Below are 18,789 nucleotides of genomic sequence, written 5' to 3' on the forward strand. Positions count from 1 at the left end.
GGCGACCAGGCGGAGGCGGTGGAGTCCGGCGGTGCCTCACTGGCCGCACTTCCGGACTCCGCCGTTGCGGCGCAGGGAGTCGTGAAGGCCGTTCAGCGCGCCGCTCTCCGCATCCCGCCGCGACGGCGACCAGGCGGAGGCGGTGGAGTCCGGCGGTGCCTCACTGGCCGCACTTCCGGACTCCGCCGTTGCGGCGCAGGGAGTCGTGAAGGCCGTTCAGTGCGCCGCTCTCCGCATCCCGCCGCGACGGCGACCAGGCGAGGCGGCGGAGTCCGGCGGCGCCGAGTGAGGCGTACCACCGGACTCCGGTCCCGTACCGCTCCTAGATCACCAAGGACAGCAGCAGCACCAGGCCGCCCGCGACCACCGAGATGATCGTCTCCATGACCGACCAGGTCTTGAGGGTCTGGCCGACGGACAGGCCGAAGTACTCCTTCACCAGCCAGAACCCGGCGTCGTTGACATGGCTGAAGAACAGCGAACCCGCGCCGATGGCCAGGACGAGGAGGGCGGTGTGGGCGGTCGACATGTCGGCCGCCAGAGGGGCCACCAGGCCTGCCGCGGAGACCGTGGCGACCGTCGCGGAGCCGGTCGCGAGGCGGATCGCGACGGCGATCAGCCAGGCCAGCAGCAGCGCCGGGATCGACCAGTCCTTGGAGATCTCCAGGATCATCTGGCCGGCACCGCAGTCGATCAGCGTCTGCTTGAAGCCGCCGCCCGCGCCGACGATGAGGAGGATGCCCGCGATGGGCATGAGCCCCTTCTCGACGGTCTGCGAGAGCCGCTCCCGGGAGAACCCGGCCGGCCGGCCCAGCGTGAACATGCCGACGAGCACGGCCGCGAGCAGTGCGACCAGCGGCGAGCCGACGACGTCGAAGACGCGCTGGACGGTGTCCGCCGGGTCGTCGACGACGATGTCCACCAGCGCCTTGGACAGCATCAGGGCGACCGGCAGCAGGACGGTGGCGAGGGTGGCGCCGAAGCCGGGGCGGTTCTCCAGTTCCTCGGACGGGCGCTGCGGGAGCATCCGGTCGGGGGCCTGCACGTCCACCCAGCGGGCGGCGACCTTCGAGAACAGCGGGCCGGCGATGATCACGGTCGGGATCGCGACCAGGACGCCGAGGGCCAGGGTGACCCCCAGGTTCGCGTGGACCGCGTCGATCGCGACCAGCGGGCCGGGGTGCGGGGGCACCAGGCCGTGCATCACGGACAGCCCGGCGAGCGCCGGGATGCCGATGCGCATCAGGGAGTAGTGGCCGCGCCTGGCGACCATCAGCACCACCGGGATCAGCAGCACGATGCCGACCTCGAAGAACAGCGGCAGCCCGACCACGGAGGCGATCAGCACCATCGCCCAGGGCATCGCCCGGCCGCCGGCCCTGGCGAGGATCGTGTCGACGATCTGGTCGGCGCCGCCGGAGTCGGCCAGCAGCTTGCCCAGGATCGCCCCGAGCGCGATCAGGACACCCACGCCGGCGACGGTGGCGCCGAGCCCGGTGGTGAAGCTGGTGATGACCTTGTCGAGCGGCGCCCCGGCGAACGCGCCGAGCGCGAGCGAGCCGATGGTCAAAGCCAGGAAGGCATGGAGCTTGAACTTGGTGATGAGCAGGACGATGACGGCGAAGCCCAGCAGGGCGGCGATACCGAGCCGGGCGTGTCCGGCCGAGGTGATGGGCGCGACGGTGTCCGCTGCCAGCATCTCGACGCTGAGTCTGGTCACGGGGATTCCTTGCAGTGACGGGGGCGGGGAGTAGGGGGAGTTACTGCGGGGTGAGGTCGGGCAGCGCGTCGAGCGCGCGCACCGCCCGTGCCGTGATCTCCTCGGGGGTGCCCGAGACCTCCACGGCGACACCGGCCTCGTCCGGCTCCAGCGGCTGGAGCGTGGCGAACTGGGAGTCCAGCAGCGCGGTCGGCATGAAGTGGCCCTGCCGGTGCGACATCCGGTCCTCGATGAGCCGCCGGTCGCCGGACAGGTGCAGGAACACGATGCCGGGGGCCGCGGCCCGCAGCCGGTCGCGGTACGACCGCTTCAGCGCGGAGCTGCTGACCACCCCGCCGAGCCCGGACCGGCCGTGCGCCCAGGCGCCGATGGCGTCCAGCCACGGCCACCGGTCGGCGTCGTCGAGCGGGTGACCGGCCGACATCTTGGCGATGTTGGCCGGCGGGTGGAAGTCGTCGCCCTCGGCGTACGGGACGCCGAGCCGGGCGGCGAGCAGGGGACCGATCGTGGTCTTGCCCGTGCCGGCGACGCCCATCACCACGACGACGTGAGGGGTCCGCATCACTGCCTCGCTGTCCTTCCTCGACGAGCGGCACCGGCGTACGACATCCGGTGTCGGCCTCACTGAAACGCATTAGGTACGACGAATTCAAGAGTGTGTGACGTATAAGTCTGACTTTTTGGCTCGGTGATCCACTCGGTACGCTGAGTGCATGAGCACACCGGGCCGGGGCCTGCACGGCCGAGTACTGGACGCCCTGGGCCCCGCCATCACCGCGGGCGAGTACCCGCCGGGCAGCGTCCTGCGCACCGACGAACTGGCCCAGCACTTCGAGGTCTCACGCTCCGTGATGCGCGAGGCGGTCCGGGTCCTCGAATCCATGCACCTGGTCGAGTCCCGCCGCCGGGTGGGCGTCACCGTCCGCCCCAAGCCCGAGTGGAACGTCTACGACCCGCAGGTCATCCGCTGGCGCCTGGCCGGCGCCGACCGCCCGCACCAGCTGCGCTCGCTCACCGTGCTGCGCTCGGCGGTCGAGCCGGTGGCGGCCGGTCTGGCGGCGCGGCACGCCACGGCCGAGCAGTGCGCCGAGCTCACCGAGTGCGCCCTCGGCATGGTGGCCCACTCGCGCGGCCACAGGCTGGCGGAGTACCTCTTCCACGACGTGGCCTTCCACCGGGTGATCCTGGTGGCGTCGGGCAACGAGATGTTCGCCCGGCTCGGCGACGTCGTCGCCGAGGTCCTCGCGGGCCGGACCGAGCACGAGGTCATGTTCGAGGACCCCGACCCGGCCGCCGTCACCCTGCACGTCCAGCTCGCGGAGGCGGTCCGCGAGGGCGACGCCCCGCGCGCGGAACGGCTGACCCGCGAGATCACGGCGGGCGCCCTCCAGGAACTGGACATCCTCGCGCCGTAGCGCTGCCGCGGCCCTACTGCTCCGGGAACTCCCCGTCCAGATACATCCAGGCCCCCTCGACCCGCTCGAACCGGCTGCGCTCCAGCAGCGAGCCGTCCCGGAACGAGGCGCGGAAGGTCACCGTGCCGGTGGTGTGGAAGGCCGAGCCGTCGGTCGTCGCCAGGATCTCCAGTCCCGTCCACCGCATCCCGGGGTCCAGGCCGAGCCGGGCCGGGCGGGTCCGGGGATGCCAGGTGCGCAGCAGGTACGGCTCGTCGCGCCTGACGAACGCGCTGTAGCGCGAGCGCATCAGCGCCTCCGCGGTGGGCGCCGCCGCCTCGCCGCGGTGGAACCGGCCGCAGCAGTTCTCGTACGTCTCCGGGAGACCGCACGGGCAGGCGGCGGCGGGCTGCTGCCGGGGTCGCTTCGGTGCCACGGGCCCGCCCCCCTACGCCGACTCGGCGTTGGTGGGCGGCTGGGCCGGGCGGGCCGGGAGGGCCAGGGTGGGGAGCGCGGGCAGCGCCGTGCGGTGCACCCAGGCGTCCAGGAGGCCGTCCAGCGGCTCGTCCGCGAACCGGTTGACGTGGGCCGTGAACATCGCCGTCGTCACCGACCCGCCCCGGTGCAGCCCCGCCCACGCCCGCAGCATGTGGAAGAACCGCTCGTCGCCGAGCGCGCAGCGGACCGCGTGGATCGTGACCCCGCCCCGCTCGTAGAGCCGGTCGTCGAACATCGCCTTCCTGCCCGGGGCGGCGATCCGGATGTCCTGCGGCAGCCCGGCGAGCATCCGGTGCGCGACGGCGGCCAGTTGCTGCGCGCTACGGCCGCCGGACCGCTCCGACCACAGCCACTCCGCGTACTTGGCGAGCCCCTCGTTCAGCCAGATGTGCCGCCAGTCCGCGATGGACACGCTGTTGCCGAACCACTGGTGCGCCAGCTCGTGCGCGACCAGCCGCTCCGAACCCCGCGCCCCGTCCACGTGGTTGGCGCCGAACAGCGACAACCCCTGGGCCTCGACGGGGACATCGAACTCCTCGTCGGCGACGACCACGGCGTACTCGTCGAAGGGGTACGGCCCGAACAGCCGCTGGAACAGGTCCATCATGGCGGGCTGCCGCGCGAAGTCCCGGGAGAACTCCGGGAGCAGCTGCGCCGGTATGTGGCCGTGCATCGGGATCCCGCCGAAGCCCGGATCGCCGAGCAGCACCGTCTGGAACTTCCCGATCGCGAGGCTCACCAGGTAGCTCGACGTCGGCGCCGCCTGCTCGTACACCCAGGTCGTCGTGGACGCCTTCGTGGTACGCGTGAGCAGCCTGCCGCCGGCCACCACCGAGTACGCCGACGGGCAGGTGACCGAGAGCAGGTACGACGCCTTGTCGGCGGGCCGGTCGTTGCACGGGAACCAGGAGGGGGCGCCGACCGGCTGGCTGGCCACCAGCGCGCCGTCCGTCAGCTCCTCCCAGCCGATCCCGCCCCAGGGGCTGTTCACCGGCTTCGGGTTGCCCGACCAGTGGATCTCCACGGTGAAGGCGGCCCCGGCCCGCAGCGGCTTCGCGGGCTTGACCCGCAGCCGGCCGCCGCGGTGCGTCCAGTGCGGCTGGCGGCCGTCCACCCGGATCCGGCCGATCTTGAAGTCGGCCAGGTTCAGCTGGAACTCGGGCAGCGCGGCACGGCCCACGATCGCGTTGATCCGGGCCATGCCGGCCAGGCGGTTGGGGCCTGGCCGGTAGTCCAGCGTGAGCTCATAGCGATGCACCCGGTACCGGGAATCGCCGTTGTCCGGGAAGTACGGGTCCGGACCCGCTGACTGCTGCACTGCCACTTCCGCGTTCGCTCCCTGCGCTGTGCTCGAACCGTCCCTCGGTGCACCGATGCCCGCGGCCACCACCGGACGGCCCGCGCTCAGGGACGCCATGCCTCGATCGGGTTGCCGAGCCAGCGGGTGTCGTCGGGAACCGACTCCGCCGCCATGACGAGCGACGCGGGACCCAGGGTGGTGCGGGCCCCGATCGTGCTGCCGGGCAGCACGATCCCGCCAGGGCCCAGGGTGGCGCCCTCACGGAGAACCACAGTATCCGTCCGCAAGATCCGGTCGTGGAAGAGGTGAGTCTGCAGGACACAGCCGCGGTTCACGGTGGCCGCGTCCTCCAGTGTGACCAGATCCGTCTCCGGCAGCCAGTAGCTCTCCACCCAGACGCCCTTGCCGATGCGGGCGCCGAGGCCGCGCAGCCAGGCCGTCAGCACGGGAGTACCCGGGACCGAGCCGGCCAGCCACGGCACCGCCAGCACCTCGACGAACGTGTCCGCCAGCTCGTTGCGCCACACGAACGAGCTCCACAGCGGATGCTCCCCGCTGCGGTGCCGCCCGACCAGCGCCCACTTGGCCAGCACCGAGACCAGGCCCGCGGCCGCCCCGGCGCCGAGCAGCACCAGCCCCGACAGCAGCGGCGCCCAGGCACCCAGCGCGCACAGCGCGGCCACCGTCAGCCCCGCCAGCGCCACCGAGCAAAGCACCGGCACGATCCGGCACGCCTCCACCAGCGCCCGCGCCCACAGCAGCCGGGCCGGCGGCTCGTAGGTCCGGCTCTGGTCGCCGTCGGCCGCGCTGCGCGGCAGCTTCACCGGCGGCAGCCCCAGATACGACGTGCCCTTCTTGGCCTTCTTCGGCGTCGCCGACAGCACACCCACCAGCCCGCCGTCCGGCACACTGCGGCCCGGCGCGGTCATCCCGGAGTTCCCGAGGAACGCCCGCCGCCCGATCTCCGCACGCCCTATCCGCACATACCCGCCACCGAGCTCGTACGGCGCGGTCAGCGTGTCGTCGGCCAGGAACGCGCCCTCGCCGACCGTCGTCAGGCTCGGCAGCGCGAGCACGGTCGACACCTCGGCCCCGCGCCCGATCCGCATCCCGAGCAGCCGCAGCCACACCGGCGTGACCAGCCCCGCGTACAGCGGGAACAGCGTCTCGCGGGAGCGGTCCATCAGCTGGGACACCGTCCACGCCTGCCAGCCGATCCTGCTGTGCGTCGGGTAGGTGCCGGTCCGCAGTCCCAGGCTCAGCAGCCGCACGGAGACCAGGATCAGCAGCGCGTACGCCAGCCCGAAGGCCAGCGTGGCCGGGACCAGCGCGACCGCCGCACCCCGCAGGGCCTCGGCCAGGCCGTCGCCGGGGGCCACGAAACGCCCGGCGACCAGCAGCGCCGCGGCACCGGACAGCACCGGAAGCGCGCTGAGCCCGAGCCCGGTCAGGCCGTACATCACCCGCCAGTACGTGCCGCGCTGCGGCCGGTGCTTGGGCCAGTTCCGCTTGGCCTTGCCCAGCTTGACCGCCGGGGCGCCGGCCCAGCGCTGGCCGGTCGGGATCTGCCCGGTGACCGCGGAGCCGGGGGCCACCTCGGCACGCTTGCCGACGCGGGCGCCCGGGAAGAGCATGCTGCGCGTCCCGACGACCGCGTGGGCGCCGATCCGGACCTGGCCGATCACCAGCCGGTCGCCGTCCAGCCAGGAGCCGGACAGGTCCACCTCGGACTCCACGGCCGCGCCGCGCCCGACCCTGAGCAGGCCGGTGACCGGCGGCAGCGAGTGCAGGTCCACCTCGGGGCCGATCTTGGCGCCGAGCGCCCGCGCGTACCGCTCCAGCCAGGACCCGGTCAGCGTCGTCGCCCCGGCGAACTCGGCCAGCCGCTCCGCCGCCCACAGCCGCAGGTGGACGGAGCCGCCGCGCTGGTACGTGCCGGGCTTCACGTCCCGCAGCAGGAGCCGCGCGCCGCCGGCCGCGATCGCGATCCGGCCGGGCGGGGTGTACAGGGCCAGGGCCCCGAGGCCGACCAGCCACCAGGGTGCGGTGGGCAGCCAGCCGTAGCCGCCGAGGACGTTGCCGAGCGCGGCGAGGAGCACCGTCCAGCGCAGCCCGAGGAGGGTGAACAGGGGGAGCAGGAGCAGCAGCTGCACCAGCTGGGCGCCGCGCGGCACCGGCGCGATGGTGCGCTCGGCACCGTCGTCCTGCACCGACTCCTCCAGCCGGCGGGCCAGCTTGCGCAGCACCGGCTGCTGGTAGATGTCGAGGACGGCCGCGCTCGGGTAGCGGGTGCGCAGCCGGGTGGTGAGCTGGGCGGCGGACAGGCTGCCGCCGCCGATCGCGAAGAAGTCGTCGAAGGCGCTGGACACCGGGATGCCGAGGACCTCGGTCCACTGCTCGGCGACCCAGGCCTCGGTGCCGTACAGCTGCTCGGACTTGCCGGCCGTCTCCAGGCCCTCCAGGGGCCAGGGCAGGGCGTTGCGGTCGACCTTGCCGGAGGTACGGGTGGGCAGCTCGGCGACCGGCGCAAGCAGCGGCACCAGGGCCGCGGGCAGCTCGGCGCGCAGCTTCTCGACGGCGGTCGCGTGGTCCCAGCCGTCCTGGGTGACGACATAGCCGACCAGGAGCTGGTTGCCGCTGCGCGCGGTCCGCACGGCAGCCGCCGCGCCCGCGACGCCGGGGAGCGCCTGCAGGGCCGCGTCGACCTCGCCGAGCTCGATCCGGCGCCCGCCGAGCTTGATCTGCTCGTCGGCACGCCCGAGGAAGACCAGCCCCTCGCGGTCGGCGCGCACCAGGTCACCGCTGCGGTACGCCCGCTCCCAGCCCAGCGACTCCAGCGGCGCGTACTTCTCCGCGTCCTTCTCGGCGTCCAGGTAGCGGGCGAGGCCGACCCCGCCGATGACCAGCTGGCCGCTCTCGCCCAGGGACACGGGCACGCCCGCGTCGTCCACGACGGCGAGCTCCCAGCCGTTCAGCGGCAGCCCGATGCGGATCGGCTCGTCGCCGGTCATCAGGGCGGCACAGGCGACGACGGTGGCCTCGGTGGGGCCGTAGGTGTTCCAGACCTCGCGGCCCTCGGTGACCAGGCGCTGGGCCAGCTCGGGCGGGCAGGCCTCGCCGCCGAAGATGAGGAGGCGGACGTCGTTGAGGGTCTCGGGCTCCCAGAGGGCGGCCAGGGTGGGCACGGTCGAGACGACGGTGATCTCCTGCTCGACCAGCCAGGGGCCGAGGTCGGCGCCGGAGCGGACCTGGGAGCGCGGCACGGGCACCAGGCAGGCGCCGTAGCGCCACGCGAGCCACATCTCCTCGCAGGAGGCGTCGAAGGCCACCGAGAGGCCCGCCATCACCCGGTCGCCGGGGCCGATCGGCTCCTCGGCCAGGAACAGCGCGGCCTCGGCGTCCACGAAGGCGGCGGCGCTGCGGTGGGTGACGGCGACGCCCTTGGGCTTGCCGGTGGACCCGGAGGTGAAGATGATCCAGGCGTCGTGCTCGGCGCCGGGACGCCCGGCGGGCTGCCGGGTCTCCCGGCGTACGTCGATGTGCAGCCCCTCGCCGAGGACGGCCGCCACCTCCGCCTCGCCGAACACCAGTGCGGCGCGCTCGTCCGGGTCCTCGGCGTCGACCGGGACATAGGCGGCGCCGGCCGCGAGCACGCCGAGAATGGCGACATACAGATCGTTGGTTCCGGACGGCACCCGCACGCCGACGCGGTCCCCGAGCCCGATGCCGGCCTCGGTGAGCCGCCGCCGCAGCCGCGCCACCTCCATGGCCAGCCCGCGGTAGGTCAGCTGGGTGGTGCCGTCGTCCAGCGCGGGCTCATCGGGGTGGGCCCGTACCGTTGCTTCGAACACGTCCACCAGGGTGCGCGGCGACGCCGCCGCCCCGGCCGAGAAGCGTGCCGTGTCCCCGAACTCCTCGCGGATCTCTTCGTCGAGCAGGCCGAGAGCACTGCTCTCGTCAATCGCTGCCATCCGGTCCTCGCGTCTCGTTCCCGGAACCTCCGGGGTGCCGGCGGGCCCGCAGGTCTGCCTGGGGTTGTCCGGCTCCGGCTAGGTGACAAGCCGGAAATATTAGTACGACGCTAGGCTCCCGTTCATCTCGCGGCCACTTGAAAGCAGCCGTTCGGAGCAGTCCCTTGAATCTTAAGCGACCTCTGACCAGGGATTCTCCCTACCCGGCGAGAGATGGGCCACACAGCGTGAGGCGGGCCAACTCCATGTGTCCGGCGGCCGGTACGACAACGGCCGGCCCGGCGGCGAAGAGGGGGGAGGGATCGCCGCGGACCGGCCGTCGCCGTGGGGGTGGAGGAAACGTCACAGGGCGCCGGACGTCACGCGGCGCTGACCTCGGCCCAGATGGACTTGCCCCAGGGCAGGTTGCCCACACCCCAGCGGCCCGAGCAGAGCGCGTCGAGGATCAGCAGACCGCGCCCCCGGTCCCGTTCGACCGAGATGGGCCGCAGCCGGGGATGGCGGCCCAGCGGGTCGTGCACCTCGACCCGGGTCCGGGAGCCGTCGGTGTCGATGACGAGCCGGACCGGGTCGTCCGGGTCGGTCTCGTAGCGCAGGGAGTTGGTGACCAGCTCGCAGGTGACCAGGGCGACCGCGTCGATGTGGTCGCGGGAGGCGTCGGGGGTGTGGTGCGCGATGAAGTCGCTCACGAACAGCCGGGCGGCTTTGGCCGACTGAGGCTCGCTGGCCAGTAACAGGACCGGCGGCGGGGCGACTTGCAGGGGGCGGGGTTCGGTCGTGGTGCTCCGCTGGCGTTCGATCATGTGCATCCCCTCACGGGCATGTCCCAACGCAGGCACAGTGGTTCGCCATGCGAGTGCGGTCACTGTCGTATTTCCCGGATTCATGGTGCCTTCACGACACAGTCGATCGCAATACGTCCCACGAGATGTGAAATATTGCGCATCGCCTTGAGAGACTTGCGGCACAAGTCGTCAGTCGGTGGCGGGGGTCGGGGCGGCACGGGCAGACTGTCGGGCAGTTCACCGGAGAGAAGGGGGAATCCGTGAGCACGCCCACGGTGCGCCGGCGACGGCTCGGTGCGAAGTTGCGCGAACTGCGCGGCGAACTCACCCTCGACGAGGTCGCCGAGCACTCCGAGGGCGCGTTCGTCTCCTCCAAGCTGTCCCGGATGGAGACCGGCAAGACCGCCCCCAAGGCGGCGGACATCCAGGCGCTGCTCCACCTCTACGGCGAACTGGGCCGCGACGTCAGCGACGAACTGCGCGCGGCCCTGATCACGCTCACCAAGGAGGGCGGCCGACGCGGCTGGTGGCACTCGTACCGGGGTGTCCTCACCCCGGTGTACGAGGACCTGATCAGCCTGGAGGCGGAGGCCGAGACGGTCTCCACCTGGCAGCTGGGCATGGTCCCCGGACTGCTCCAGACCGCCGAGTACGCCCGCGAGATCATCCGGGCGACCGCCATGTCCGAGGCGGTCGAGGCACGGGTCGACGCGCTCGTCGAGGTACGGCTGGCACGCCAGGCCGTCCTCACCCGGGACAGCGACCCGCTGGCGCTCTGGGCGATCATCTCCGAACAGGCCCTGCGCTCCACCACCGAGGATCCCGCCCTGATGTACGAGCAGTTGGGGCGCCTGCTTACGATGGGGCGGCGCCCGAACATCAACATCCAGGTGTTGAGATCGGACGCTCCCCTGCACGCCGGGCTCACCGGCACCTTCAGCATCCTGGGCTTCGGTCCGCACACGGACCTGGACGTCGTCCACCAGGAAGGGCTGACCTCCGCCCTGTACATCGAGGAACGTGATCGGGTCTCCACGCACCGGGCCGCGTGGCAACGCCTCACGTCTGCCGCCGAGTCCGTCGAGGCGTCGGTGGAACTGATCACCCAGATAAGGAAGAACGAATAGCGAATGAAGCACGTTGACGACGCGTCGACTCTGCCGGTGACCTGGTGGAAGTCCTCGGCGTCCGCATCACAGTCCGACTGCGTGGAATGCGGGATCGTCGACGAGGCGACGGTCGCCGTCCGCGACAGCAAGCGGCCCGACGGGCCCGCGCTCCTGCTGGACCGCGCCACGCTCCGTGCGTTCGCCTCCGCCGTCGCCCTCCGTGACGGCCGAATAGGCGGCCTGGACGGCCTCGGCTGAGACAGCGGCGTCCACCGCGAGGTGGCCGCCCGCGCTCTGCCCCGAAACCGCTCCAAAAACCAAGAAACCCCTGCTCAGCAGGGGTTTCTTCGTGATTCCTTCATGGTGTCCGAGGGGGGACTTGAACCCCCACGCCCGATAAAGGGCACTAGCACCTCAAGCTAGCGCGTCTGCCATTCCGCCACCCGGACAAGGTGTCTGTCGTGCGAAGGCTTCCGTGCGGGCTCCCCTCGCGGCGACGGAGGAAACACTACCAGGCTTTCGGGGGCGGTCGATCACACCCTGTTCCCGTGCCTGCGGGCGTGAACGGCGTGTGACGGGCCGGGACCGGCCTTGGGCCCGGAGCGGGAAGGGAGAGAGGATGGCGGGGACCGGGCGGCAGTGACAGCGGAAGGAAGCAGCGTGAGCGAGACGGACACGGCCAGGGGCGTCACCGGCGAGGACGAGGTCGTGGACCTCTGCCGCGAGCTGATCCGGTTCGACACCAGCAACTACGGCGACCACTCCGGTCCCGGCGAGCGCAAGGCCGCCGAGTGGGTCGCCGAGAAGCTCGCCGAGGTCGGCCTGGAGCCGAAGATCTTCGAGTCCCACCCGGGCCGCGCCTCGACGGTGGCCCGCATCGAGGGCGCGGACCCGTCCAGGCCCGCTCTCCTCATCCACGGTCACCTCGACGTCGTACCGGCCAACGCCGACGACTGGACCCACCACCCGTTCTCCGGCGAGGTCGCGGACGGGTGCGTGTGGGGGCGGGGCGCCGTCGACATGAAGGACATGGACGCGATGACCCTGGCGGTCGTGCGGGACCGGCTGCGCAGCGGCCGCAAACCGCCCCGCGACATCGTGCTGGCCTTCCTGGCCGACGAGGAGGCCGGCGGCACCTGGGGCGCCCGGCACCTGGTCGACAACCACCCGGACCTCTTCGAGGGCGTCACCGAGGCGATCAGCGAGGTCGGCGGGTTCTCCTTCACGGTGAACGAGCAGCGCCGGCTCTACCTCATCCAGACGGCCGAGAAGGGCATGCACTGGATGAAGCTGAAGGTGGCCGGCACCGCCGGGCACGGCTCGATGATCCACCGCGACAACGCGATCACCGAACTCTCCGAGGCCGTGGCCCGGCTCGGGCGGCACAGGTTCCCGGTCCGGGTCACCAAGACCACCCGGGCCTTCCTCGACGAGCTGGGCGACGCGCTCGGCACCGAGCTGGACCCCGAGGACATGGAGTCGACGCTGGCCCGGCTCGGTGGCATCGCCAAGCTGATCGGCGCGACCCTCAGCAACACCGCCAACCCGACCCAGCTGAACGCCGGCTACAAGGTCAACGTCATCCCCGGCGAGGCCACCGCGCACGTGGACGGCCGCTTCCTGCCCGGACACGAGGAGGAGTTCCTCGCCGACCTCGACCGGATCCTCGGCCCGAACGTGGTCCGTGCGGACGTGCACTCCGACAAGGCGCTGGAGACCAGCTTCGACGGGGCCCTGGTGGAGGCCATGCAGTCCTCGCTGCTCGCCGAGGACCCGACCGCCAAGGCCATCCCCTACATGCTCTCCGGCGGCACCGACGCCAAGTCCTTCGACGACCTCGGCATCCGCGGCTTCGGCTTCGCGCCGCTCAAGCTGCCGCCGGAGCTGGACTTCGCGGGCATGTTCCACGGCGTGGACGAGCGGGTGCCGGTGGACGGGCTGCAGTTCGGCGTGCGCGTCCTCGACCGCTTCATCGACGCTTCGTGAAGCCGTACGCGTCGTGAAGCCGTACGCGTCGTGAAGCCCTGGCTTCAGGTAATCGGGCGGCTGTACGAGGTCGACTGAAAAGAGTGAATGCGACGATAAGCTCGTAGCTCCATTACTCCCTCCTCGTTACATCTCATGCGATCCGCTACTTGGAATCGCATTGCCAACAAGGAGGAATAATGCTCAAGAAGGTCGTCGCTGCTGCGGTTGCCACTGGTGGTCTGGTTCTCGCGGGCGCGGGCCTGGCCGCTGCCGACTCGGGTGCCCAGGGTGCTGCCGTGGGTTCCCCGGGTGTCATCTCCGGCAACGTGATCCAGGTTCCCGTGCACGTCCCGGTGAACGTCTGCGGCAACACGATCTCCGTGATCGGGCTGCTGAACCCCGCCTTCGGCAACACCTGCATCAACAAGTGACGCCGACTCCCTGAGGGGCGTCGTCTTTCCGCCGGCCCCGGAGCGCGCGCCATGCGCTCCGGGGCCGGCCGGTTTTCCCGCAGGGTTTTCCCAGCGGTGAATGCAAGGTCAGGAACCGAGGCAGGGGGGAATTCAGAAAATGCGACAAGGTACCCGCAAGGGCCTTATGACAGTGGCCGCGGCGACCGGCGTGATCGCCGCGGCGGGCGGTTACGCCCACGCCGACTCCGGAGCCGTCGGCTCCGCCACCGACTCACCCGGTGTGCTCTCCGGCAACACGGTGCAGGCGCCGGTACACGTGCCGGTGAACGTCTGCGGCAACACCGTGAACGTCGTCGGCGCCCTCAACCCGTCGATGGGGAACAAGTGCGCCAACCCCGGCGGCGGGGGCGGCGCTTCGACGGGCTACGGCGACACCGGAGGGTACGGCGATCACGGCGGCCACAGCAGCCACGGCGGCCACGGCGGCTCGCACGCCGGCGGCCACACCGCGGGCTCGCCCGGCGTCGGTTCGGGCAACACCGTGCAGGCGCCGATCGACGTCCCGGTCAACGTCTGCGGCAACAGCGTCGACATCATCGGCGTCGGCAACGCCGCGGTGGGCAACGAGTGCGCCAACGACGGGGGTTCCGGACACACGGGCCACCCCGGCCACCCCGGACATCCCGGCCACCCCGGAACCCCCGGACATCCGGGTGGCGGTCACCCCGCGCAGCCGCCTGGACACGGAGGCCACGGGGGTCACGGAGGGCATGGGGGCCACGGCACGCCCCCCGGACACGGGGGAGACGGGAGCAACCCGCCCGGGACGCCGGGGAACCCCGGTACTCCGGGCCAGCCGGGACACCCCGGCACTCCGGGCCAGCCGGGCCAGCCGGGGAACCCCGGTACTCCGGGCCAGCCGGGACACCCCGGCACTCCGGGCCAGCCGGGCCGGCCGGGACACCCCGGCACTCCGGGCCAGCCGGGACACCCGGGAACGCCCCCCGCTCACCCCGGCAACAACACCGTGCCGACCGGTACCCACGGCTCCAGCCACGTCGCCCCGCTGGGCGGCGGCGCCTCGGTGAGCCAGCCCGTCGCCGCCGCGCAACTCGCGCACACCGGCAGTGACCTCTCGCTCGGGCTCACGCTCCCGGCGGGCGCGGGCGCGCTGCTCGCGGGCGCGGTGCTCTACCGCAGGGCGCGCGCCGCGGCGTAGCGCACGGACGGTGACGCACCGGCAGCGGTGCGTGGAACGGAGCGGGCCCCGTCGACGCGGGGCCCTTTCCGTCAGTCGGCCAGTCTCACCATGTGGCACGCACCTGGCGGATGATCCGCCGGCGCAACCGCACCCTGCGGCTGCCGTCGCGCATCAGGCTCAGTCGGTCCAACTCCCAGTGTCCGTACTCGGCATGGTCCGTCAGCAGACGTGTGGCCTCCTTGCGGGACACCCCGCGAGGTACGTACACGTCGACAAATTCGTATTCCGGCATCGCATCTATTGTGCGGGCTGGTGCCCGGTACGGATAGCGTCTGCACTATGTCTGATGCTGCGCAGCCCACCGCTGCCGAGGTACGCGCCGCCGCCGAGGCGGTCAAGACCGCGCTCGACCGCCATCTGGCCGCGGTCGAACGCAGGTCGGGGGAGGACGACCCGGCTGTCTACGAGGCGTTCAACCAGCTGGCCGCGGCCGCCGAGGTCTACGACGAGCTCCTGTACGACCGTTACGACGAAGTCACACCCTTCGAGATCCCCGGTACGGACGACTCGCTCCCGCCGTACGCGGGCCCCGAGGAACCGAACGCGATCAGCGTGCTGATCCGCCGCGACTACGCCGTGGCGGAACCACAGCGGCTGCTGGCACAGGCCCAGCGGGTGGAGGCGGCGGAGTACGACGACGGTCCCGGCGTGGACGGGGACGCGGCGGGCACGATCCACGGGGCGCTGGGCGTCCTGTTCGGCGAGTTCGAGCCGGACGAGATCGCCTCCCGGCACAAGGAGTTCGGTCTGGAGGAGGGCGACTCCACGCTCTGGGTGACCGCGGCGGACGAGCCGGCCGAGCCCGGCGAGTGGCTTGAGGTGCCCTTCGAGGGGGTCGACCCGCAGCGGGTGGTGTGCCGCTTCGACGTCAGCGCGGTCTTCGACGACGAGGACGGCGACGACACCGCGCGGACCGACGAACTGGACGACCTCGACCTGGACGAGGACGAGGATCTGGAGCCGCTGGACGCGGAGCGCTGATCCGCCGGGCGGCGGTGCCTTCCGGCGGTCGAGGCCGGACGGGCACCGCCGCCCGGCGCCGTCACGGCCCATCGCCCTCGCCGCGGGAGCGGAACCGGTGCGGAACCGGTCAGTCCGCCGCGGGAACCTGTGTCTTCAGCAACAGCGGAAGGCGGGTCGTCCGCGGCTTCGGCAGGGTCTCGGCCACCGCCTTCGGCAGGGCCTGTTCCACGCCGTGGACCACCGACAGGTGGCGCTCCGCCCGGCTGAACGCCGTGTACACCCAGGGGCGGCTGAGGGACTGGACCGCGTCCCCCGGCAGCACCACGACCGCCGCCGCCCAGCGGCTGCCCACCGCCTGGTGGGCGGTCAGCGCCCAGCCGTGGCGGACGGACTGCTCCACCCGCTCCTTCGGCACGACCACGGGCGCCCCCGCGCACGACAGGTGCAGCCCGTCGGTGTCGGCCGTCACCACCTGGCCCGGCACCGTACGGCCCGGCACGGGGGAGTAGGCGATGCGGTCACCGGGGTCGAAGCCGCCGAAGCGGCCGGGGCCCGGATTGAGCCGTTCCTTGAGGGCGGCGTTGAGGGCGCGGGTGCCGGCCGCTCCGCCGTGGCCCGGGGTGATCACCACGGTCTGCTCGGCGGGGACGCCGATCGCGCGCGGCACGGAATCGGCGACCAGCTGCACCGCACGGTGCACCGCCTCGCCCGCGTCCCGCACCGGCACGATCACCACCTCCTTGCCGGGCGCCTCGACCTGGGTGAGCTCGCCCACGCCGATCCCGGAGACCAGTTCGCCGAGCGGGCCGGGGTCGGGCGTGCGGGAGGCGATCTGCGGGCACACCCGGGCGGCCAGCAGGTCGGCGAAGACCCGCCCGGGGCCCGCGGACCACAACGCCGCCGGATCCCCGCTCAGCACCAGCCGGGCGCCGTCGGGCAGCGCCTCCACGAGCATCGCCGCGCCCTCCACGTCCAGCTGGGGCGCGTCCAGCACGATCAGCAGGTCGAGGGCCAGGGCGCCGTCCGCGTCCCGGCCGGGCCCCGCGGCGCCGGCGAGCAGGTCGGCGACGGTGCCCACGGCTCCCTCGGCGCCCGCCAGGCGCCGGCTGCCGTCAGGGGCATGGGTGGTCGCGAAGGCGCGCAGCCCGGCCGCGCGGGCGGCGCTGAGCAGGGCCGCGGGTTCGGCGCGGGCTGCCTCGCCGCCCGTGTGCAGCACCAGGCCGTGCCCGGCGACCGCCCGCGCCAGCTCCGCCGCGCCCCCGGAGGCCGCCGCCGCGGCCGCCTCCCAGGGGTCCGGGGCGTCCTTGGCCAGGGAGTTGACCAGCCGGGCCAGCCCGTCGGCGAGGCTCTCCTCGGCCAGCGCGTACCGCTCAAGGGCGACCAGGATCCGGACCGGCCGCTCCTCCTCGTCGTCCTCGGGCTCCGGGGCGCCCGGGTCCAGCGGGTCCCGGAAGACCAGCGCCTCGCCCTCCGCGAGCGCGTCCTGCACGGCCGCCTCCGGGTCGGGCACCGCGCCCCGGGCCAGCGCGGCGGTGAGCGCCGGCATCTCCAGCGCGGTGTGCCCGGCCCCGGCCGCCTGCTCCAGAAGCCAGCCGGTCACCGCCCGGCCGCGCCGCTCGTCGTCCGGACCGCACTCCGCGCCCAGCAGCGCCCGCGCGAACCCGTCTGCCTGGTCCGGCCGCACTCCGGTGACCCGGAGCAGCTGCCAGGGGTCCTCCCGCAGCAGCCTCTCCGCGCCCACGCCGAGAGCGGCGGCGACCTCGGGCGCGAGCGACTCGGGCGCACCGCCGTCGGTCAGGACCCGTCGGACCGCCCCGACCGTCTCCGCGGCGGGCACGGCGGGCACGGCGGCGGCCGGCGCGGGCTGGGGCCGCCGGACCGGCTCGGGCGCTGGGGCCACCGGGCGCGGGGACGGCTCCGCAGCGGTGAACACGCCGGCCGCCGGCTTCGCTCCGCTCTCCACGGCCCGGACCGCCGCGAGCAGGTCGGCCGCCTTGCCGCTGAGCTTGGCCCCGCTGTCGATCGGCGCCGACTTCTCCGCCTTCCGCCGCTCGATCCGCTCCCGCTCGACCCGCTGAGCGGCCAGTTCGGCCGCGGCCTCGGACTCCCGGGTGGCGGCCTCGGACTCCTGGGCCGCGCCTTCGGCCGCGGTGCCCTCGCCGCTCCCCGGGCCGCCCACGTCGCCCCCGGACCGGGCCCGGCCTTCCGCCGGGTCACCGTCCGTCGCCGCCCCGGAGACGGACTCGGCACCTTCGTGGCCGTCCGCCCCGTCGGTTTCGGCCCCGTCTTCGGCCCTGCCGCTGCCGCCGCCGTTCGCTCTGTCGGTGAGGTGGCCGGTCTCCGTCGTCCCCCCGGCCGTCGTGCCCTCGTCGGCCTCGGGCTTGGCGCCCAGCCCCGGCTCCGTGCTCACAGCGTGCTCCAGTCGTGATCGGGATAGCGGTGCACGGGCGCCGACACGTCGTCGAGCGCCCGGCAGATCTCGTCAGGAAGCGTAAGCGCCTCCACTGACAACGCCCCCGCGAGCTGCTGCGCGTTGCGCGCGCCGACGATCGGCGCGGCCACGCCCGGCCGGTCCCGCACCCACGCGAGCGCCACCTGGAGAGGGGTGACCGCGAGCCCGTCCGCCGCCGTCTGCACCGCGTCCACGATCCGGGTCGCGGTGTCGTCGAGGTAGGGCTCGACGAACGGCGCCAGATGATCGGAGGCGCCCCGCGAGTCCGGGGGAGTGGAGTGCCGGTACTTCGCGGTCAGCACGCCCCGGCCGAGCGGGGAGGACGGCAGCAGGCCGATGCCCAGGTCGAGGGCGGCGGGCAGCACCTCGCGCTCGATGCCCCGCTGCAGCAGCGAGTACTCCAGCTGGGTGCTGGCCAGCCGGGTGCGGTTGCCCGGCGCCGCGAGCTGCCAGGTGGCCGCCTTCGCCAGCTGCCAGCCGCAGAAGTTGGAGACCCCGGCGTACCGGGCGCGACCACTGCTCACCGCCAGGTCGAGGGCCTGCAGGGTCTCCTCCAGCGGGGTGTCCGGGTCGTAGGCGTGCACGTGCCAGACGTCGACGTGGTCGGTGCCGAGGCGGGCCAGGGAGGCGTCCAGCGCGGCGAGCAGGTGGCCGCGCGAGCCGTTGAAACGCCGGTCGGGGTCGGGGACGCTGCCCGCCTTCGTCGAGATGACCAGGTCCCGGCGCGGCACCAGCCCTTCTATGAGCTGCCCGAGCAGGTACTCGGCCTCACCGTCGCCGTACACGTCCGCGGTGTCGACGAGGGTCCCGCCGGCCTCCCAGAACGCCTTCAGCATGTCCGCGGCGTCGTGCTCGTCGACGTCCCGGCCCCAGGTGAGGGTGCCGAGCCCGATTCTGGACACACGCAGGCCGGTACGGCCGAGATGCCTCTGCTCCATGCCCGCGAGATTACTGG

The 18,789-nt window shown here is 72.9% G+C and carries 16 protein-coding genes and 1 tRNA gene; 7 read left to right on the forward strand and 10 right to left on the reverse strand.

Annotated elements, in window-relative coordinates; genetic code table 11:
- Positions 1-322 precede the first annotated feature (322 nt).
- Positions 323-1,720, reverse strand: coding sequence for a gluconate:H+ symporter (locus tag ACIQVL_RS23425; protein WP_403476269.1), 1,398 nt, complete (start codon positions 1,718-1,720; stop codon positions 323-325).
- A 40-nt stretch (positions 1,721-1,760) separates the two neighbouring features.
- Entirely contained in the window at positions 1,761-2,282 is a 522-nt protein-coding gene (locus ACIQVL_RS23430; protein ID WP_403429282.1) for a gluconokinase, read from the reverse strand.
- A 151-nt stretch (positions 2,283-2,433) separates the two neighbouring features.
- On the opposite strand from ACIQVL_RS23430, the gene ACIQVL_RS23435 reads away from it, so the two are divergent.
- Positions 2,434-3,135, forward strand: coding sequence for a FadR/GntR family transcriptional regulator (locus ACIQVL_RS23435; RefSeq protein ID WP_403429284.1), 702 nt, complete (start codon positions 2,434-2,436; stop codon positions 3,133-3,135).
- Positions 3,136-3,148: 13 nt separating this feature from the next.
- Here ACIQVL_RS23435 and ACIQVL_RS23440 read toward each other — a convergent pair whose 3' ends face one another.
- From ACIQVL_RS23440 to ACIQVL_RS23455, 4 genes are all read right to left on the reverse strand, one after another.
- Positions 3,149-3,550 (reverse strand): YchJ family protein, encoded by a 402-nt coding sequence (locus ACIQVL_RS23440; RefSeq protein WP_403429285.1) that lies wholly within the window; start codon positions 3,548-3,550, stop codon positions 3,149-3,151.
- A 12-nt stretch (positions 3,551-3,562) separates the two neighbouring features.
- Positions 3,563-4,936, reverse strand: a complete 1,374-nt coding sequence (locus ACIQVL_RS23445; RefSeq protein ID WP_403429287.1) for a M1 family metallopeptidase — start codon at positions 4,934-4,936, stop codon at positions 3,563-3,565.
- A gap of 80 nt (positions 4,937-5,016) precedes the next feature.
- Entirely contained in the window at positions 5,017-8,883 is a 3,867-nt protein-coding gene (locus tag ACIQVL_RS23450) for a Pls/PosA family non-ribosomal peptide synthetase (RefSeq protein ID WP_403476270.1), read from the reverse strand.
- 359 nt (positions 8,884-9,242) lie between these two features.
- Positions 9,243-9,686 (reverse strand): ATP-binding protein, encoded by a 444-nt coding sequence (locus ACIQVL_RS23455; RefSeq protein ID WP_403429290.1) that lies wholly within the window; start codon positions 9,684-9,686, stop codon positions 9,243-9,245.
- Between the two features lie 242 nt (positions 9,687-9,928).
- Between ACIQVL_RS23455 and ACIQVL_RS23460 the strand changes: the two genes are divergently transcribed.
- Both ACIQVL_RS23460 and ACIQVL_RS23465 read left to right on the forward strand, forming a co-directional pair.
- The gene (locus ACIQVL_RS23460) at positions 9,929-10,795 is read left to right on the forward strand and encodes a helix-turn-helix transcriptional regulator (protein ID WP_351501568.1); all 867 of its coding nucleotides are present in this window, start codon (positions 9,929-9,931) and stop codon (positions 10,793-10,795) included.
- A gap of 3 nt (positions 10,796-10,798) precedes the next feature.
- Positions 10,799-11,035, forward strand: a complete 237-nt coding sequence (locus tag ACIQVL_RS23465; RefSeq protein ID WP_403429293.1) for a DUF397 domain-containing protein — start codon at positions 10,799-10,801, stop codon at positions 11,033-11,035.
- Between the two features lie 103 nt (positions 11,036-11,138).
- On the opposite strand, the gene ACIQVL_RS23470 is transcribed toward ACIQVL_RS23465, so the two are convergent.
- Positions 11,139-11,226 (reverse strand) — tRNA-Leu (locus tag ACIQVL_RS23470).
- 211 nt (positions 11,227-11,437) lie between these two features.
- Here ACIQVL_RS23470 and ACIQVL_RS23475 point away from each other — a divergent pair.
- The 3 genes from ACIQVL_RS23475 to ACIQVL_RS23485 all read left to right on the forward strand — a co-directional run bounded on the left by ACIQVL_RS23475 (position 11,438) and on the right by ACIQVL_RS23485 (position 14,377).
- Complete coding sequence (locus tag ACIQVL_RS23475; RefSeq protein WP_403429294.1) at positions 11,438-12,763, forward strand: M20/M25/M40 family metallo-hydrolase; 1,326 nt, start codon at positions 11,438-11,440, stop codon at positions 12,761-12,763.
- A 179-nt stretch (positions 12,764-12,942) separates the two neighbouring features.
- Entirely contained in the window at positions 12,943-13,176 is a 234-nt protein-coding gene (chpH, locus tag ACIQVL_RS23480; protein ID WP_362594298.1) for a chaplin ChpH, read from the forward strand.
- Between the two features lie 139 nt (positions 13,177-13,315).
- The gene (locus ACIQVL_RS23485) at positions 13,316-14,377 is read left to right on the forward strand and encodes a chaplin family protein (protein WP_403476271.1); all 1,062 of its coding nucleotides are present in this window, start codon (positions 13,316-13,318) and stop codon (positions 14,375-14,377) included.
- Between the two features lie 85 nt (positions 14,378-14,462).
- Here the strand turns inward: ACIQVL_RS23485 and ACIQVL_RS23490 are convergent, their stop codons facing one another.
- Positions 14,463-14,651 carry a DUF5703 family protein gene (locus ACIQVL_RS23490; protein ID WP_046732800.1) on the reverse strand — a complete coding sequence of 63 codons (189 nt, stop codon included), beginning with the start codon at positions 14,649-14,651 and terminating at the stop codon, positions 14,463-14,465.
- 47 nt (positions 14,652-14,698) lie between these two features.
- Between ACIQVL_RS23490 and ACIQVL_RS23495 the strand changes: the two genes are divergently transcribed.
- A complete protein-coding gene (locus tag ACIQVL_RS23495) occupies positions 14,699-15,400 on the forward strand; it encodes a hypothetical protein (protein ID WP_403429296.1) in 702 nt (233 codons plus the stop codon).
- A gap of 109 nt (positions 15,401-15,509) precedes the next feature.
- Here ACIQVL_RS23495 and ACIQVL_RS23500 read toward each other — a convergent pair whose 3' ends face one another.
- Positions 15,510-17,792: a helix-hairpin-helix domain-containing protein gene (locus ACIQVL_RS23500; protein WP_403476272.1), complete on the reverse strand. Its 2,283-nt coding sequence runs from the start codon at positions 17,790-17,792 to the stop codon at positions 15,510-15,512.
- Complete coding sequence (locus tag ACIQVL_RS23505) at positions 17,789-18,772, reverse strand: aldo/keto reductase (protein WP_403429299.1); 984 nt, start codon at positions 18,770-18,772, stop codon at positions 17,789-17,791. Before ACIQVL_RS23505 ends, ACIQVL_RS23500 begins: the two co-directional genes overlap by 4 nt.
- Positions 18,773-18,789: the final 17 nt, after the last annotated feature.

Origin of the sequence: Streptomyces sp. NPDC090499 (assembly GCF_044769305.1) — a bacterium.
Taxonomy (GTDB): Bacteria; Actinomycetota; Actinomycetes; order Streptomycetales; family Streptomycetaceae; genus Streptomyces.

What these genes read in the sequence shown, in the direction of transcription:
- ACIQVL_RS23430 (WP_403429282.1), bottom strand. Translation starts at nt 2,282, where the DNA reads ATGCGGACCCCTCACGTCGTCGTGGTGATGGGCGTCGCCGGCACGGGC.
- ACIQVL_RS23435 (WP_403429284.1), top strand. Translation starts at nt 2,434, where the DNA reads ATGAGCACACCGGGCCGGGGCCTGCACGGCCGAGTACTGGACGCCCTG.
- ACIQVL_RS23450 (WP_403476270.1), bottom strand. Translation starts at nt 8,883, where the DNA reads ATGGCAGCGATTGACGAGAGCAGTGCTCTCGGCCTGCTCGACGAAGAG.
- ACIQVL_RS23455 (WP_403429290.1), bottom strand. Translation starts at nt 9,686, where the DNA reads ATGATCGAACGCCAGCGGAGCACCACGACCGAACCCCGCCCCCTGCAA.
- ACIQVL_RS23465 (WP_403429293.1), top strand. Translation starts at nt 10,799, where the DNA reads ATGAAGCACGTTGACGACGCGTCGACTCTGCCGGTGACCTGGTGGAAG.
- chpH (WP_362594298.1), top strand. Translation starts at nt 12,943, where the DNA reads ATGCTCAAGAAGGTCGTCGCTGCTGCGGTTGCCACTGGTGGTCTGGTT.
- ACIQVL_RS23485 (WP_403476271.1), top strand. Translation starts at nt 13,316, where the DNA reads ATGCGACAAGGTACCCGCAAGGGCCTTATGACAGTGGCCGCGGCGACC.
- ACIQVL_RS23490 (WP_046732800.1), bottom strand. Translation starts at nt 14,651, where the DNA reads ATGCCGGAATACGAATTTGTCGACGTGTACGTACCTCGCGGGGTGTCC.
- ACIQVL_RS23495 (WP_403429296.1), top strand. Translation starts at nt 14,699, where the DNA reads ATGTCTGATGCTGCGCAGCCCACCGCTGCCGAGGTACGCGCCGCCGCC.
- ACIQVL_RS23505 (WP_403429299.1), bottom strand. Translation starts at nt 18,772, where the DNA reads ATGGAGCAGAGGCATCTCGGCCGTACCGGCCTGCGTGTGTCCAGAATC.